General features: G+C 56.8%; 17 protein-coding genes. 5 read left to right on the forward strand and 12 right to left on the reverse strand.

Annotated features, from left to right (window positions below):
• Positions 1 to 5 precede the first annotated feature (5 nt).
• Complete coding sequence (locus ACT3RW_RS16030) at positions 6 to 701, reverse strand: fasciclin domain-containing protein (protein ID WP_022875805.1); 696 nt, start codon at positions 699 to 701, stop codon at positions 6 to 8.
• A 485-nt stretch (positions 702 to 1,186) separates the two neighbouring features.
• Between ACT3RW_RS16030 and glyA the strand changes: the two genes are divergently transcribed.
• A complete protein-coding gene (gene glyA / locus ACT3RW_RS16035; RefSeq protein ID WP_444614442.1) occupies positions 1,187 to 2,503 on the forward strand; it encodes a serine hydroxymethyltransferase in 1,317 nt (438 codons plus the stop codon).
• Between the two features lie 15 nt (positions 2,504 to 2,518).
• A complete protein-coding gene (locus ACT3RW_RS16040; RefSeq protein WP_444614443.1) occupies positions 2,519 to 2,656 on the forward strand; it encodes a hypothetical protein in 138 nt (45 codons plus the stop codon).
• On the opposite strand, the gene ACT3RW_RS16045 is transcribed toward ACT3RW_RS16040, so the two are convergent.
• The gene (locus ACT3RW_RS16045) at positions 2,653 to 2,799 is read right to left on the reverse strand and encodes a hypothetical protein (RefSeq protein WP_444614444.1); all 147 of its coding nucleotides are present in this window, start codon (positions 2,797 to 2,799) and stop codon (positions 2,653 to 2,655) included. The genes ACT3RW_RS16040 and ACT3RW_RS16045 overlap by 4 nt on opposite strands.
• 13 nt (positions 2,800 to 2,812) lie before the next feature.
• On the opposite strand from ACT3RW_RS16045, the gene ACT3RW_RS16050 reads away from it, so the two are divergent.
• Entirely contained in the window at positions 2,813 to 4,237 is a 1,425-nt protein-coding gene (locus ACT3RW_RS16050) for a cryptochrome/photolyase family protein (protein ID WP_444614445.1), read from the forward strand.
• On the opposite strand, the gene ACT3RW_RS16055 is transcribed toward ACT3RW_RS16050, so the two are convergent.
• From ACT3RW_RS16055 to ACT3RW_RS16070, 4 genes are all read right to left on the reverse strand, one after another.
• The gene (locus ACT3RW_RS16055) at positions 4,238 to 4,396 is read right to left on the reverse strand and encodes a hypothetical protein (RefSeq protein WP_444614446.1); all 159 of its coding nucleotides are present in this window, start codon (positions 4,394 to 4,396) and stop codon (positions 4,238 to 4,240) included.
• 89 nt (positions 4,397 to 4,485) lie between these two features.
• On the reverse strand, positions 4,486 to 5,373 hold the full coding sequence (locus tag ACT3RW_RS16060; RefSeq protein ID WP_444614447.1) for a bifunctional 5,10-methylenetetrahydrofolate dehydrogenase/5,10-methenyltetrahydrofolate cyclohydrolase: 888 nt from the start codon (positions 5,371 to 5,373) through the stop codon (positions 4,486 to 4,488).
• Positions 5,370 to 5,993, reverse strand: a complete 624-nt coding sequence (locus ACT3RW_RS16065) for a cyclodeaminase/cyclohydrolase family protein (RefSeq protein ID WP_444614448.1) — start codon at positions 5,991 to 5,993, stop codon at positions 5,370 to 5,372. Before ACT3RW_RS16065 ends, ACT3RW_RS16060 begins: the two co-directional genes overlap by 4 nt.
• Positions 5,994 to 6,277: 284 nt before the next feature.
• A complete protein-coding gene (locus ACT3RW_RS16070) occupies positions 6,278 to 7,183 on the reverse strand; it encodes a LysR family transcriptional regulator (RefSeq protein ID WP_444614449.1) in 906 nt (301 codons plus the stop codon).
• A gap of 175 nt (positions 7,184 to 7,358) precedes the next feature.
• Here ACT3RW_RS16070 and ACT3RW_RS16075 point away from each other — a divergent pair, with 175 nt between their 5' ends.
• Together ACT3RW_RS16075 and ACT3RW_RS16080 are read left to right on the forward strand one after the other, a co-directional pair.
• Entirely contained in the window at positions 7,359 to 7,793 is a 435-nt protein-coding gene (locus tag ACT3RW_RS16075; RefSeq protein WP_444614450.1) for a MarR family winged helix-turn-helix transcriptional regulator, read from the forward strand.
• Positions 7,790 to 9,217, forward strand: a complete 1,428-nt coding sequence (locus ACT3RW_RS16080) for an MFS transporter (RefSeq protein WP_444614451.1) — start codon at positions 7,790 to 7,792, stop codon at positions 9,215 to 9,217. The genes ACT3RW_RS16075 and ACT3RW_RS16080 overlap by 4 nt, the downstream gene beginning before the upstream one ends.
• 67 nt (positions 9,218 to 9,284) lie before the next feature.
• Here ACT3RW_RS16080 and ACT3RW_RS16085 read toward each other — a convergent pair whose 3' ends face one another.
• The 6 genes from ACT3RW_RS16085 to ACT3RW_RS16110 form a co-directional block, all read right to left on the reverse strand.
• A complete protein-coding gene (locus ACT3RW_RS16085) occupies positions 9,285 to 9,581 on the reverse strand; it encodes an antibiotic biosynthesis monooxygenase family protein (RefSeq protein ID WP_444614452.1) in 297 nt (98 codons plus the stop codon).
• 120 nt (positions 9,582 to 9,701) lie between these two features.
• On the reverse strand, positions 9,702 to 10,232 hold the full coding sequence (locus ACT3RW_RS16090) for an ASCH domain-containing protein (protein WP_444614453.1): 531 nt from the start codon (positions 10,230 to 10,232) through the stop codon (positions 9,702 to 9,704).
• A 78-nt stretch (positions 10,233 to 10,310) separates the two neighbouring features.
• Positions 10,311 to 10,649 carry a hypothetical protein gene (locus tag ACT3RW_RS16095; RefSeq protein ID WP_444614454.1) on the reverse strand — a complete coding sequence of 113 codons (339 nt, stop codon included), beginning with the start codon at positions 10,647 to 10,649 and terminating at the stop codon, positions 10,311 to 10,313.
• Positions 10,650 to 10,820: 171 nt separating this feature from the next.
• The gene (allB, locus tag ACT3RW_RS16100) at positions 10,821 to 12,206 is read right to left on the reverse strand and encodes an allantoinase AllB (RefSeq protein ID WP_444614455.1); all 1,386 of its coding nucleotides are present in this window, start codon (positions 12,204 to 12,206) and stop codon (positions 10,821 to 10,823) included.
• A gap of 146 nt (positions 12,207 to 12,352) precedes the next feature.
• A complete protein-coding gene (gene gcl, locus ACT3RW_RS16105) occupies positions 12,353 to 14,146 on the reverse strand; it encodes a glyoxylate carboligase (protein ID WP_444614456.1) in 1,794 nt (597 codons plus the stop codon).
• A gap of 252 nt (positions 14,147 to 14,398) precedes the next feature.
• The gene (locus ACT3RW_RS16110; protein ID WP_444614457.1) at positions 14,399 to 15,298 is read right to left on the reverse strand and encodes a 2-hydroxy-3-oxopropionate reductase; all 900 of its coding nucleotides are present in this window, start codon (positions 15,296 to 15,298) and stop codon (positions 14,399 to 14,401) included.
• Positions 15,299 to 15,306: the final 8 nt, after the last annotated feature.

Here is a 15,306-nt window from a genome sequence, read left to right on the forward strand (position 1 = left end):
TACTGCTAGTTCTTTGCCGGTGGCATCAGCACCGAATCAACGAGGTAAACGGTGGCATTGGCAGTCTGCACGCCACCGCAAATAACCTTGGCATCGTTGACCATCAGGTCATCGCCGCTGCCGCTGATCTTGACCTTGTCGCCTTCAACGGTTTCCAGATCACCCTTCAACTCATCGGGGGTTATCTGGCCGGGGACCACATGGTACGTCAGCACCTTGGTCAGCATGTCGGCGTCCGACACGACAGCGTTCAGGTCTTTTTCTGGAATGGCCTTGAATGCATCATCCACCGGTGCGAAGACGGTGAACTCATCGCCGTTGAGCGTGTCCACCAGGTCCACGTCCTTGTTCAGCTTTCCCGACACGGCCTTGGTCAGGGTGGTCAGCAACGGGTTGTTGGACGCTGCCACGGCTACCGGATCCTGGGCCATGCCAGCAACGGAACCGTCACCTTCGGGCACTGCTTCCGCGTACGCCGCACATCCTGAACCAACGAGGTTGGCGGCTGGATCCATGGCCGATTCGCTGGCCATTCCGGAATCCTCAGATGCTTCCGGGCTGCTAGGAGCCATGCTTGATGCCGAACTTTCGCTGCTGGGAGTGGACTCGGCGCTGTTGTCCATCGAGCAGGCGCTCAATCCGAACGCGGCTACCGCGGCAATCGAGAGCAGTCCTACCGTCTTGCGCTGCATGGTTTTCATGTCGAACTCCTTACCTGGCGACCCCATTGGGCCAGTCGGTTTCCCAAGCCTCTTGGATTGGGCTGTCACAGGGCATTCGGGGCCATGAAGAATCCGGATTGGATTATTTAAAGGTTTTTTCCCTCGTGTCCGGAACTTGAGATGACAGACAACAGCGCACCATGTCGAACCGCGTACAAGGCATGGAAATCCCGAAGGAGATGCAGACGTGCCCGCCAGGGCGTGCGCGAGCATTGCCGGAACCCTCAACAACCACCCCTGACTACCAGTGGGACATGATTTCCACTTCAATCCCGTCAAACGCAATTCGCCATGAACCTTTGTGCGCGCATCTCTCCGCGGCCTCTCCGCTGTTGCCCGTCTCCGGCTGTGGACTTAGCAGGAGTGCCGTTCTTGCCTATTAACTCATCAAGATTCGGTCCATAACCTTGTCACAAGCTAGTGATATATCAATTGTCTGCGATTAGTACATTAGGGAGAAATCGTTGATCAGTACGCAGGATCTGTCCATCAGCTCATTGACCGAAGACCTCAGCACCCTGGATCCTGAGGTAGCACAGCGCATCGATGCCGAGCTAGCTCGCCAGCAGCGTGGACTGGAAATGATCGCTTCGGAGAACCACACCGCCCAGGCTGTTATGCAGGCTCAGGGTTCGGTGCTAACCAACAAGTACGCCGAAGGTTACCCGGGACGCCGCTACTACGGTGGTTGCGAAGAGGTTGACGTCATTGAGACGCTGGCCATCGATCGTCTCAAGGCTCTTTTTGGTGCCGAGTACGCCAACGTTCAGCCACACTCCGGTGCTCAGGCTAACGCTTCGGTTTATCACGCACTGGTTCGCCCAGGCGACACCGTCCTGGGTTTGAACCTGGCACATGGTGGTCACCTAACCCACGGCATGAAGATCAACTTCTCCGGTCGTCTATTCAACATCGTTCCTTACGGTGTAAATGAAGAGACCAACCTGGTGGACATGGACGAAGTTGAGCGCCTTGCCGTGGAGAACCAGCCAAAGATGATCGTTGCTGGTTGGTCCGCTTACCCACGTCAGCTGGACTTCAAGCGCTTCCGCGAAATCGCTGACAAGGTCGGCGCTTACCTGTTCGTGGATATGGCTCACTTTGCAGGTCTGGTAGCAGCTGGTCTGCACCCATCGCCTGTGCCTTACGCCCACGTGGTTACCTCCACCACCCACAAGACCCTTGCCGGTCCTCGTGGTGGCATCATTCTGTCCAACGACGCGGATATTGCCAAGAAGATTAACTCTGCAGTCTTCCCAGGCCAGCAGGGTGGTCCACTGGAGCACGTCATCGCTGGTAAGGCTGTAGCCTTCAAGATTGCAGCTTCCGAAGAGTTCAAGGAACGCCAGCAGCGTACCTTGGCTGGTTCGCGCATTCTTGCTGAGCGTCTGACCCAGGAAGATGTTGCTGCCAAGGGCATCAGCGTTTTGACCGGTGGCACCGATGTGCATCTGGTGCTCGTTGACCTTCGTAACTCGGAGCTTGACGGACAGCAGGCAGAAGATCTTTTGGCACAGGTGGAGATCACGGTTAACCGCAACGCGGTTCCATTTGATCCACGTCCGCCAATGACCACTTCGGGCTTGCGCATTGGTACTCCAGCACTGGCAACCCGTGGCTTCTCGGAAGCTGCGTTTGCTGAGGTCGCGGAGATCATCGCGCAGACACTGATCGCCGGTGCCGATGGTAATACTGCAGTTTTGCCAGAGCTGAAGGACCGAGTTCTGAAGCTGGCCGAGTCTCACCCGCTGTATCCGGAGCTGGCTAAGGTTTCCGAGTAACATCATCAGCTATTGATGAGGGCCCGGAAGGCGGAAACATCCGCCGGCCGCGTCGCCATCCATGGAATTCGCGCAGCAACCACGGCGGTGCTGGCCAGCGAGAACACGCTGGCGGTCCTGCGTGGCAAGGACCCAGCCACCCCGGTGAACTAGGCGCCGCCCCCGCGGAATAACGCAATGGAACGCAACAGATTGAGGACATCGATGTCGATGTCCTCAATCTGTTTAAGCAGGCGCGCCAGCGCGCGTTGCTGAGTGCGACCTGACTGTCGCCCTTCATCTTTGAAGACCATCATTTACGCTGGCGCCATGACGGTTAAGAGCAGCATTGATACGACACAGCCCTACCAGCTGGTGCTTTTCCGCGATGATCTTCGCACCGCGGACCACCCGGCCCTGCTGGCCGCCAGCGAAGCCGGACCCGCCGTTGCGCTCTATATCCTCGATGAGCAATCGCCCGGGATCAGGCCACTGGGGGCCGCGGCACGCTGGTGGCTTCATCATGCACTCGTCAGCCTGAGCGCATCGCTTCAGGAGCTCGGCATCCCACTGATCTTGTGCCGCGGAAACAGCCTGCACATCATCGAGGAAATCACGGGCCAGGGTGCCTGCGCCGCGGTGCACTGGAACCGGCGCTATGGCGAGGCTGAACGCGCGGTGGACACCTTGATTAAGGACCACATGCGCGCAGCGGGAATCCACGCGCAAAGCCACGCGGGCACGCTGCTGCATGAGCCCTGGGAACTGCTCACTCAAGCGGGCACCGGCTACAAGGTGTTCACTCCATTCCACAACGCGCTGCGCAGCACCGGGATCCGGCAGCCCTACCCGGCGCCGCAGCCGCAATCCGCGCCACATCTTGAACTCCCGAACAGCGATGCGCTCGTCAGCTGGGAACTGCTGCCCAGCTCGCCCGATTGGACTACCGGGCTGGCGGATGCCTGGAGTCCTGGAGAGCCGGCCGCCCAGGAACGCCTGGCCGAGGTGCTCGGCGATATCGCGCAGCACTACGGCGAGCGCCATGACCGCCCGGATCTTGATGGAACCTCGGCACTTTCCCCTGCGCTGCGCTGGGGCCACCTGAGTCCGCATCAAGTGTGGAATGAGCTCAGCGCCCTCGCCAGCAGCACTGCGCATGCGGCCGAAGGAGCCTTGGCCCTGCGCCGCCAAGTCGCTTGGCGGGATTTCTGCTGGCACCTCTACTACCACCAGCCGCAGCTGCCCACCGAGAACTTGCGTTCCGAATTTGACGATTTCGATTGGGCCTGGCCCGATGATTCACCTCGCGCGGCCCATTACATGCGATGCTGGCAACGCGGACGCACGGGATTCGGCCTGGTGGACGCCGGCATGGCCCAGCTATGGCAGACGGGATGGATGCACAATCGCGTGCGCATGGTTACCGCGAGCTTGCTGGTCAAGAACCTCGGGCTGCATTGGAAAGTTGGCGAACAGTGGTTCTGGGATACCCTGGTCGACGCGGATCTGGCCTGCAATACGGCCAACTGGCAATGGGTCGCGGGCAGCGGAGCCGACGCCGCGCCCTATTTCAGGGTCTTCAATCCGCAACTGCAAGCCAAGAAGTTCGATCCGTCGGGAACCTACGTAGCCCGCTATGCTCCGTTGGCGGCCGAGCCCGTAGTGGATCTGAAGGAATCACGGCAAGCGGCCCTCGAATCCTATAACCACATGAAGTCCAGGCAGCGTCCGGATTCCCCGTGTACCGATAGCTGATCATCCTGCGCCTGCCTGGATCCAGGCCTTCGCCAGCGTCATGACAGCGGAAACCGCCGCATGACTGAACTCCAGATCAATCATGCGGCGGCTTGTTGGGCAGTATCCGATCAGCGGATCCCACTTCACCACGTTGCCGGAAAGCCCATATCCTTTCATCACTCCGCCTGGCACCAGCCGTTCCAGCGTCCTTTGCGATACGGCGAACTGGCTTGCCCGCAGTATCGAGCCCGAACGCTGGCATGCAGCTACCGGCCTATGGTCATGGGCTCTCCCCTCCACATGATCGACTCACAAACTTTCGAAGCTGCTTGCACGGTATGCAGGATCAGCAATGCGGTGGTCACCGTGCCGACACCGCCGGGAACGGGGCTCAGCGCCCGAACCTTGGGCTGGACCGAAGCCGCATGCACATCTCCAACTAACTGCCCTTGTTCATCCACATTGGTTCCCACATCAATAACCACCGACGAGTCGGAAACGTCTTGGCCACCCAGCAGGTTTGCTCTGCCAACGGCCATCACCGTCACGGCGGCAGTCTTGGTAAATTGAGCAAGGTTGGTTGTCCGGGAATGGCAGATGCTCACCGTGGCATCGCGTTGCAACAGCAGCTGGGTCAACGGTTTGCCCACCACTGCCGAACGCCCCACGACGGCAACATGCTGCCCGGCCAATGGGATGTCATAGTGTTCCAGGATTTCAATGACCGAACGTGCTGTGGCTGGAGCGAAGGCAGGCTGCCCGACGGTGAGCCGGCCTAGACTCAGCGGATTGGCTCCATCAATATCTTTAGCTGGATTGATCAATTGCACTAGGGCTGCCGGATCCACACCCTGGGGCAGAGGGGTTTGAAGAATGATCCCGTGAACTGTTTCATCTTCGTTCAGCTCAAGAATTCTCGCCACCAACTCTTCTTGAGTGGCCTCAGGCATTCTGAGCACTTGAGGATCCACACCTTGTTGAGAAGCAGCTCGCTCGATAGAGCGCACATACCAAGCAGTGGCTTCGTTGTCGGTAGCCAAGATGACAGCGATCTTGGCCGAAAAACCGTCACGCTTCAGGTTCTCAACGAGTTGCGTGGTCCTCGCGCGGATCTGCTCGGCCACCGGCTTTCCACTCAGGCGTTGAGCCGTCATACGGTCACCGCCAAACGGACTGCGGCGCTGAGTTGCTCGGCCTGGCTGATCGCTTCGCTGGCTTGCTCGGTGACTCGACGTAACCGTTCTCGCTCTGCAACATCTTTGATGGCGGCAATATTCATTTCGAGGGTAACTAGGGCGGTCGCCAAAGCAGCACGCGCGGCCTCAGCTGCGGCCGCCACATCACTAGAGACCGAACGGTTGCCAATAGGTAGTAACTCTTGTGCCAGTTCTACCACTGACGCCGCGATTCGGACGGTTAAAACCAACGGTCCGGCAGCATCAACAGTGGCCTCGCCGATAGCTAGTCGCCGAACAGCCTTCTGCTCTTCGGTGCCCTTCGGCATTCCATAAGCGGCGCCAAGCTTTCCAAAGAGTCGCTCATCTTCTTGGGCCGCAATAAGAGCCTCGCGCATCAACATCTTGGCCTGCTTGGCAATTAGTTGGGCTTGCTCTTGGACTTCGGCATACCTCGGGCCGGAGGTGAACTCAGCGACCATGGAAACAAGGGCAGCGCCTTGGGCAGCGTGTAACGCTGCAGCTGCGCCTCCCCCGGGTGTCGGCGCTTTTGATGCAAGACGTTCAAGGTAGCTGGTGACAGTTTCGTTGGAGATCATGGTGATTTCCCCTCGCTCAAGTTGCACGGCAAGACAGACCTAGACCAAAAGAAATACGCAAGTGTTTCCCGCACAGGGGCTACGAAAGTATGAGCGCACAGAATTTTTCTGAGCACTTATTGTTTAATATCCGATTGGTATATCAAGTTATATTGAAGCCTAGAACACCACCTGAAACAGGTCAAGGATTTTTACTTCAGCACGGTCACAACGTGTAACTTCAAAGCAAACAAGGCTCACTGAGACGCTGTCTCATCACAACATCAACGCCTCAACGCCCCGCACTAGCTAATCCAGGTCTTACCCATATCCACCAGCAGTGGCTGGAACGCGTTTTCGGCCGGTGCGCGCACACGGTCTCGACGCTGAGCCAAAACAACACTTCGTGCGGCAGCACCAGTTCCAAGGGAAAGAATCTTGACCCCTGGATGAGGGTTCATCACCGCCGACTGCGGAGCCAAGGCAACACCCAAACCGACCGAAACCATCGCCTGAGCTTCTTGATAGTCATTGGCCTGGAAGGAAATCTTCGGCGAGAATCCAGCAGCGTTACACGAACGCTCCAGCAGCTCGGCCACAGGGTGCATATTCGCCCGAACAATCCACTGCTCACTGGAGGTGGCGGCCATATCGACTTCGTCAAATTCGGCCAGCGGGTGATCTGCTCCGACTACTAAGACCGTCGGTTCAGTGAACAGCGTAGTGAGCTCAAAGTCAGCCCGATCTAATGGCATCCACTCATACTCCCAGAGCAATCCCAAGGAAATTTCGCCTCGCGAGAGCAGACCCATGAGTTCTTGCAGTCGGGTACTTCGCACATCAAGGTTGATTGAGGGATACATCTTGCGGAACTGGCTAATCACCTGTGGCATGAACGAACTGCCCAAGGTCGGGAAGGTGCCCAAACTCAAACTGCCACTCTTCAGACCGGCCAGCTGATCAAGGTCAGCAATGGCCGCATCCATCTGTCGAAGAATCGAACGCGCATGACCGGCAAGAACGTGCCCCGCATCGGTTGGCACCATGCCGCGCGCGTGGCGCTGCAACAGCGGCTGACCAACTTCCTCTTCCAGTTTCCTTAGCTGCTGCGAAACTCCGGAAGGCGTGTAGAAAAGTTCATCTGCTGCCGCAGTTACTGAGCCGCCCTCAACAACAGCGAGCAAGATTTGCAACCTCTTGATATCGAGCACAGAGATACCTTTCAGTGGAACTTAACTACATTCCAGAAAGCTTACACATGCTTGAATCTCTTGAGTATTTCGTGAACCCCTGTCATCCCCAGCGTGCCAAGGCCAGCTCAAGCATGTGCTCAGCGGAACAGGAACCTTTCAACAAACTTGTACAAGTTAATTGTATTCTGAAGCTATGGAAATTTCTTCGGAAGGAACTGACTTACCCCAAGCGCTCTTTGATGCACTGTTTCCGTTGCTCGGATTGGTCCATGCAGCCCGCACCCTTTCTCCCGGGAAAATCGGAATCCTCAGAACCCTCGCGGCAGAAGATCATGTCAGCGCCACTCGACTAAGCCAGGTAATCGGCGTCAGCCAACAAGCCATCTCACTGACCACTAAAGAGTTGGAATCCTTAGGACTGATCGAACGGCACAAAGATGACTCCGACCGCCGCAAACTCTGGTTCCGTCTGACTAAAACAGGCCAGCAAAAACTAGATTCCGAAGTCCAACAAGGGCGCGAAGCACTCAAGCAAGCTATCGGAAACAAACTCAGCGATAAGGAGCTCAAACTTATCCACGACGCTATTCCTGCACTGACAAAAATCAAGACGGCGGCAAAGCGATGAGCGATACAAAATTAGCAACCGAACGTACTACCCTGCTGCCCACACTCGTCTTCGCCGCCCTAGCTACGGCCATTGTTTCTTCACTTGGCATGTTGTTGGTACCGTCCATCGCCAGCCAGTTCGATGTGGATGTGGCCACGGCCCAATGGATGCTCACGGTCAATCTCCTAGCCGGCGCCGTAGCAACTCCCATTCTTGGCCGACTCAGCGACGGCCCGCATAAAAAGCGTCTGCTCCTAGTTTCTTTGAGCATCATGTTCCTCGGATCAGTCTTGGCCGCCGCAGCACCAAACTTCGGATTGTTCTTGGCCGGTCGAGCCCTGCAGGGCCTATCCTATGGCATCGTTCCCATCACCATCTCCATTGCCCGCCGCTACGTTGAGAAAAACAAAGTTCAGCCAACCATCTCCACCCTGTCGGTGACGGTCTCCTCGGGTATTGGCATTGGCTACCCACTGACCGGCATCATCGCGGGGCTTTTTGATTACAGCTTCGCCTTCTGGTTTGGCGCCATCTTTGTTTTGGCCACCATCATCGTGGTGTGGAAAGTAGTTCCTTCCGGTCCCGATACACACGCAGAGTCTCGACCGTTCGACTACGTTGGCACCGTCTTGCTGACCTTCGGGCTCGGCTCGCTGCTCTTGGCCATCTCTGAAGGTCCTAAATGGGGTTGGTCATCGTTGCCCACCCTGGCATTGATCATTCTTGCCGTGATCATCTTGACCGTTTGGGTTCTCGTCGAGAACAAACTCGCCTTCCCCCTGATCAACCTGCGCACGCTCAAGCAGGGTGAAGTGCTCCTTGCCAATATCTCGGCCATCGCGCTCGGAGCTGCACTGTATATCGGCATGTCGGTCTCTTCACTGGTTGCTCAGGCAGAAACCTCCACAGGATACGGGCTGAGCTTGCCCGTGTTCTGGGCCGGATTTGTCATCTTTCCACTCTCCGTTGGTAGCTTCACCGCCAACAGAATTGTCCGAGTCTTGGCCAAGAAAATTGGCATTCAAGTAATGCTGCCCATCGGTGCAATCATCATGTCCTTAGCTGGCTCCCTGTTGTGGCTGCTGCATTCCCAGCTCTGGGAAATCTTGTTGAGCATGCTGGTCTTCGGTCTTGGTATGGGAGCCAGTTATGCGGCCATGCCGGCACTGATTGCCAGAAGCGTGGCAGTGCAGGAACTGGGTAGCTCGGTCAGCTTTAACCAGGTCTTGCGAACTGTCGGGTCCTCATTTGGCACCGCGATTTCGGCGGCCATCATCGCCACCCATCCCGGAATGCATGGCGAGGCAAGCTCGACCGGTATCAATATGACCTTCTTGATTGGTGCAGTGTTGTGCATAACCCTCGGTGTAGCGCTGCTGATCAATTCGGCGCTCCGCTCCACACCAGCAACCGCATCGGTACCAACCCGCGTCAATTCCTAGAGAGCAAAAAAGTGACGTCGGAAGATCTGTAGACCTTCCGGCGTCCCTTTTTGATCCTGCGCTCCGACTAGAGCTCTACGACCTCAAACTCCATCAGGTCAGCGCCGTGCGCTACCGGCTTCTTGCCTTCACTGCCAGCGTGGGCAGCGCCCGAACGCTGATCTCGCCAGTTCTCAAAATCCTCACGCGTGGCCCACTGGGTGTACACGAAGTAGCGGTCTTCGCCGGCCACTGGGCGTAACAGCTTAAAACCTTCAAAGCCTGGCGAGGAATCCACGAACTGCTTGCGTGCCGCAAAGCGCTTTTCCAGTTCTTCACCGGAACCTTCGGGAACCGACAGGGCATTGATGACAACAAACGACATGGTCAACCTTTCTTAGCGGTGCTTCACCGAAACAGAAGCTTCTCAAACTCACCCTACGCCGGAAGTTTCAGCGGTGGCAGTTCGTGGCGCCGTGCAACGCCCTTGGTGCGTTTTGGTTTTCTAGTCAGCGAATTCTTCTGGCCAGCAGATCTCAAAGCGCTCCAAGATCAGCTCGCCCCCAGGCTTCCGAGTATCCGTCGGTGACCAATCACGACCGATTAACTTTTGGGTTCGCCGCCAGAATTTCTCGTGTTCTTTTTGCCAATAGGCAAGGGACAGATCACCTTCGCCTTCGGCCGCCGCGAACTGCTCATCCACCTCGTGGAAGCTGGAACGGTCCACACTGATCACACGGAGAATGGCTTTGGGCTCACCCTGACCGTCACAGATAATGCAGTGATCATCTGGTTGCGGGACGCGTTCGTCGTTGTACGCATATTCACTGGCCAATGACGATGTAGCCCGTTTGTCACCATGGACAATCGCGTTCGACAGCTCATCGGCCAAGGCAGGATGGTCGCCGAAAGATTCAGCGACGTGGTGCGGTGCAGCGTCAGAACTGATGGCCCGATGTGCCAGATATTCGGCCCACATGGCTTCTGCAGCTGTTGCGTTAACCGGGGGAAGTTCTGGCACAGGGTTCTCAGTCATAGCTTGATCCTACGGCGCGATGGACTTTCTAGTGCGTCCTGGAATGAAGAGAGTCGACGGTGGGCGACACGATATTGGTCAGCTACCGTTTTCAAACTTGCTCATGGCCGGTTCCGAATTTCGTAGTCCAACGGGCATCGGCGGTGCTTCGCGAGTCGCCGTTGGCCGCTCAATCTTTACCGGGAGATCTGCACGGACCGCAGGGGTATCTTCGTCCGTAGATGACTTCTGGGAGTGACGTAAGTGAAGGTAGGTCTTGATACCGAAGCCGATAAGAATGCTCAGGAGTATGGCACCAAAAACTACCGAAACTAGCAGCACATCGTTGGGGGTGAAATCACTGATCTCTTTGGTCAACAATGATGGAGCAGAGTTCGCATCCGTACTCGTTCCTGAAATCGTAAGCAACCGCGTCATCGTCACCATAGAACTCCACCCTATGATGCTCGCGCAGTGAACTTGACCATTCTCAGGTAATTGATATGGGTTCGTTACGATACGTTCATGTGGTCACGGTTAGATGTCGCAAGGCCCCTGCCGCGTCAACGATTATTGATGAACATGGAAGGAGCCTTGGACGGTAATTACTTAGTTTTCTCTACGGATCAGTTGACCGTGTGGAGTCTGGAAGTCCACGTCGGTGCCAGCGACGATTGCACGCCTGACTAGTCCTTGCAGTTCTTTGCCCTGGTACGGAGAAATCGGGTTCTTGTGGTGAAGGTTCTGAACATCCACCTCAAAACTTTCCTCCGGGGCAAAGACGGCGAAGTCAGCGTCGCGGCCTTCCTCGATCACTGCCTTGTTACTTAGTCCGGCGAGCTTGGAGGGATTCACGCTCATCCACGAAACCACTTGCTCCAAGCTGATCCCGCGCTTCTTAGCTTCGGACCAGATCAACGGCAGGCCCAACTGCAACGATGCGACGCCACCCCAGGCCACTCCGAAGTCACCGTTTTCCACGTCCTTCAGATCAACGGTTGACGGTGAATGATCAGAAACGATGCAGTCGATAATTCCGTCCTGAAGACCGCGCCACAACAGGTCGCGGTTAGCGTCTTCGCGAATTGGTGGGCAGCATTTGAAGGCGGTTGCGCCGTCTGGGATGTCTTCAGATAACAGCGTCAGGTAGTGCGGGCACGTTTCCACCGTGAGCTTCACGCCCTCTGCTTTAGCCTGGCGGATCATGTCCAACGCATCCGAGCTGGAAAGGTGCAGCACATGTGCGCGCGCCCCGGTCTTACGAGCACGGTCAATGACCTGCTCAATAGCCGAGTTTTCTGCTGAGCGCGGGCGCGAATCAAGAAAACGCGAATAGGTGGAGCCTGAAGCCTGAGGAGAACTATCAATGATTTCTGAATCCTCGGCATGCACCACCATCAAAGAGTCAAAGGAGGCTAGTTCAGCCATATCCTCTTCCATCTCATCAACACTCAACGAGGGGAATTCATCAACTCCCGAATGCAGCAAGAAGCACTTAAAACCGAAGACACCAGCCTCGTGTAGCTCGCGCAAATCCTGTTTGTTGCCCGGCACCGCTCCGCCCCAGAAACCCACGTTCACAAACGCATTCTTGCTGGCGGCTTCTCGCTTGATGTTCAGCGCTTCAAGATTCACGGTGGGAGGAATGGAGTTCAGCGGCATGTCCACGATGGTGGTTACCCCGCCAGCGGCAGCCGCCTTGGTGGCTGATTCAAAGCCTTCCCATTCGGTGCGACCCGGCTCATTAACATGAACGTGAGTATCCACGAGCCCGGGTAGAAGCACTTCGTCCTCAGCTACCTCGATGACTCGCTCACCAACAAGCTGAGCTCCGAGTTCTTCAATGGCGACGATCTTGCCGTCACGAACACCAACTTCGCGCGGGCCAATTCCCTGCGCAGTTAGTACCTGCGAACCGCGAAGAACCAGATCATAAGCACCGGTTGTTGTGGAGGGTTCGGCGGAATTGCGGTCAACGGTCTCATTGATGCTCATACGTTGTTCCTACTCGTTTTTGGTGGTGTTGTGCTTGGCAGCTCAATGCCAGTTTAGGTGGTAGTGGCGCGGGGCACACCCATATTGGTGAACCGGTGCCCCGCGCCAATATTTTTGCGGGTTCGCAAGTCAGCGACGACTGCCTTTCACGCACCCACGGTGGCTGCTGCGCCCAATGGCACCAATGCGGTTGGTGCGTCATCAGGCAACAGAGCCAAGTCTTCAAATTCATTGACGGAATCCAGCGCAGCGCCCATGGAGATGTTGGTGACCTTCTCCAGCATCACCTCGACCACCACTGGAACCTGATGTTCTTTGGCCAGCGCGTTAGCTTGAGCAAAACCGTCGGCCAGCTGGCTCGGATCCTCAATACGAACCGCCTTGCAGCCTAAGCCTTCAGCTACCTTCACATGGTCAACCCCGTACCCGTTGGTCTCAGGAGAGTTGATGTTATCGAAGCCCAACGAGACGTGATAATCCATCTCAAAAGGTCGCTGCGACTGGCGAATCAAGCCAAGGTACGAGTTGTTGACGACCACGTGAATATAAGGCAGTTTGAACTGCGCACCCACGGCCAACTCTTCGATCATGAACTGGAAATCATAGTCACCCGACAGTGCTACAACTCGTTGCCCAGGCTTGCCCCGCACAACGCCCAGCGCGGCAGGCCCGGTCCACCCCAGCGGACCTGCTTGCCCGGCGTTGATCCACTTGCGTGGACCATAAACGTGCAGCATCTGTGCGCCCGCAATTTGCGAAAGCCCAATGGTGGAGACGTAGGTAGTGTCCTGTCCGAAGGCTGCATTCATCTCTTGATATACACGCTGCGGCTTGATCGGTATGTTCTCAAAGTTGGTCTTCCGGTGCCCGGTGGACTTACGTGCGGTGCACTCATCGGCCCAGCTGGAGTAGTCCGGCAGGGTGCCTGCGGCCTTACGCTCACGCACCACTTCGAGAATGGCTTCGATTGCGGCTTTGGCATCAGAGACAATGCCAAGATCCGGAGAAAACACTCGGCCAATCTGCGTCGCTTCGATATCTACGTGGATGAACTTTCGGCCCGCCCGGTAGGTATCCAGTGCACCGGTATGGCGATTGGCCCAACGGTTGCCCAAGCCCAGCACCATGTCTGATTCCAGGAAGCTGGCGTTGCCGTATTTGGTATGGGTTTGGATGCCCACCATGCCGGACTGCAAGCTATGATCATCCGGGATGATACCCCAGCCCATCAACGTTGGTGAGACCGGGATGTTCAGCTCTTCAGCCAATTGAACTAATTGCTCACTGGCGTTGGCGTTGATGATGCCGCCACCGGCAATGATGATTGGTTTTTTGCCGCTGAGCAGCAGATCAACAATCTTTTCTGCCTGTCCGCGGGTGGCCTTGGGCCGCTCAAAGGGCAACGGTTCATAGGCGTCAATATCAAAGTCAATCTCCGCCAGTTGAACATTAATCGGCAGGTCAATAAGTGCTGGGCCGGGACGTCCGGAGCGCATGATCTGGAAGGCCTTGGCAAACGTTCCGGGAACCAAACCTGGCTCCAAAACGATGGAAGCGTACTTAGTCACCGGCTTGGCGATGGATACGATATCTACCGCTTGGAAATCTTCCTTGTGCAATACGTTGGTCGGAGCTTGCCCGGTAATGCACAGCATCGGGATCGAGTCCGCAATAGCTGCGTAGAGGCCGGTGATCATGTCGGTACCGGCCGGGCCCGAAGTTCCTAGGCACAAGCCGATCTTGCCGGTGGCCCGTGAGTAACCGTCGGCGGCATGGGAGGCACCTTCCACGTGGCGGTGCAGGGTGTGGCGAATTCCGCCATGGTCTTTCATGGCTGAGTACAACGGGTTGATGGCTGCCCCGGGAAGGCCGAAGGCTTCGGTGGCGCCTTCCTTTTCCAGGATCTGAACGATGGCATCTACTGCACGCATCTTTGGCATGGGTAACACGTCCTTTAAGAAGAAAGATTGAACCTACGACGAGCTACGCGGCGTTTGAGTCACCACAGCATCTGCTCCTTGAGCACCAGATTTTGGTGACGGGCTGGAACGTAGCCCTCACGGGCCACCGACGGAAGTGGCTGCGACTTACCATGTACCAAAGTCGCGGCTGTCCGAATCATTCGGTGGCTCGTACCAAGTTCTGAGGAGCTGGCGCTGGCTGCGCTGCTCGCCGTAGGAAATAAGGGAGGCCTAGGCCGGTTGGGGTGCGTCGATCTTTCCGGCCAGGCGCTGTACGCCGTTGTAGAGTGCGCTGTGGTCCAGCGCTCCATCGCCGCAGGCCACGGTGGAGGTCACCAGTTGGGCCACCAAAGCACCGAGTGGGAGCACCACTCCAGCTTCTCTGGCGGCCGAGGTCACGATGCCCATATCTTTGTTGTGGAGGGCAAGACGGAATCCGGGTTCGAATTCGCGGTCCAGGATTTTTTGCGCTTTTTGGTCAAGTACCTTGGAGCCGGCCAGTCCCCCGCCGAGCACCGTGATCGCTGCGTTGGTGTCCACTCCGTAGGCTTCAAGGAACACCACTGCTTCACTGAGCGCTTGAATATTGGCGGCGACAATCAGTTGGTTGGCCACTTTCACGGTCTGCCCGGAGCCAGCTGGTCCCACCAGGACGATGGTCTTCCCTATTGCATCCAGCACTGGGCGGGCGGCTTCAAAGTCCGCTGATTCTCCGCCGACCATGATGGACAATGCCGCGTTAATAGCTCCTGCTTCTCCGCCAGAGACCGGGGCGTCCAGCGGACGAAGTCCTGCTTCGCGGGCAGAGGCAGCCAGCGAGACTGCCACGTCTGGCCGGATGGTTGAGTTATCAATCCACAGGGCGCCTGCCTTGGCATTGGCAAAAACTCCGTCTTGGCCAAGGACAACATCTTGGACGTCGGGGGAATCTGGGACCATGGTGATAATTACGTCAGCGTCCGCGACTGCTTGGGCAATGGACGTTGCTTTGGTTCCACCCACGGCTGCCAGTGCGTCGGCTGCCGCGTCGCTGCGGTTATAGCCGGTGACGTTGAAACCAGCGTGGAGAAAATTCTTGGCCATTGGTAGGCCCATGATTCCCAGTCCGATAAAGGCAATGTTCTGTGTCATGAGGTGCT

Source organism: Glutamicibacter sp. AOP5-A2-18 (assembly GCF_052446055.1).
GTDB lineage: Bacteria > Actinomycetota > Actinomycetes > Actinomycetales > Micrococcaceae > Glutamicibacter.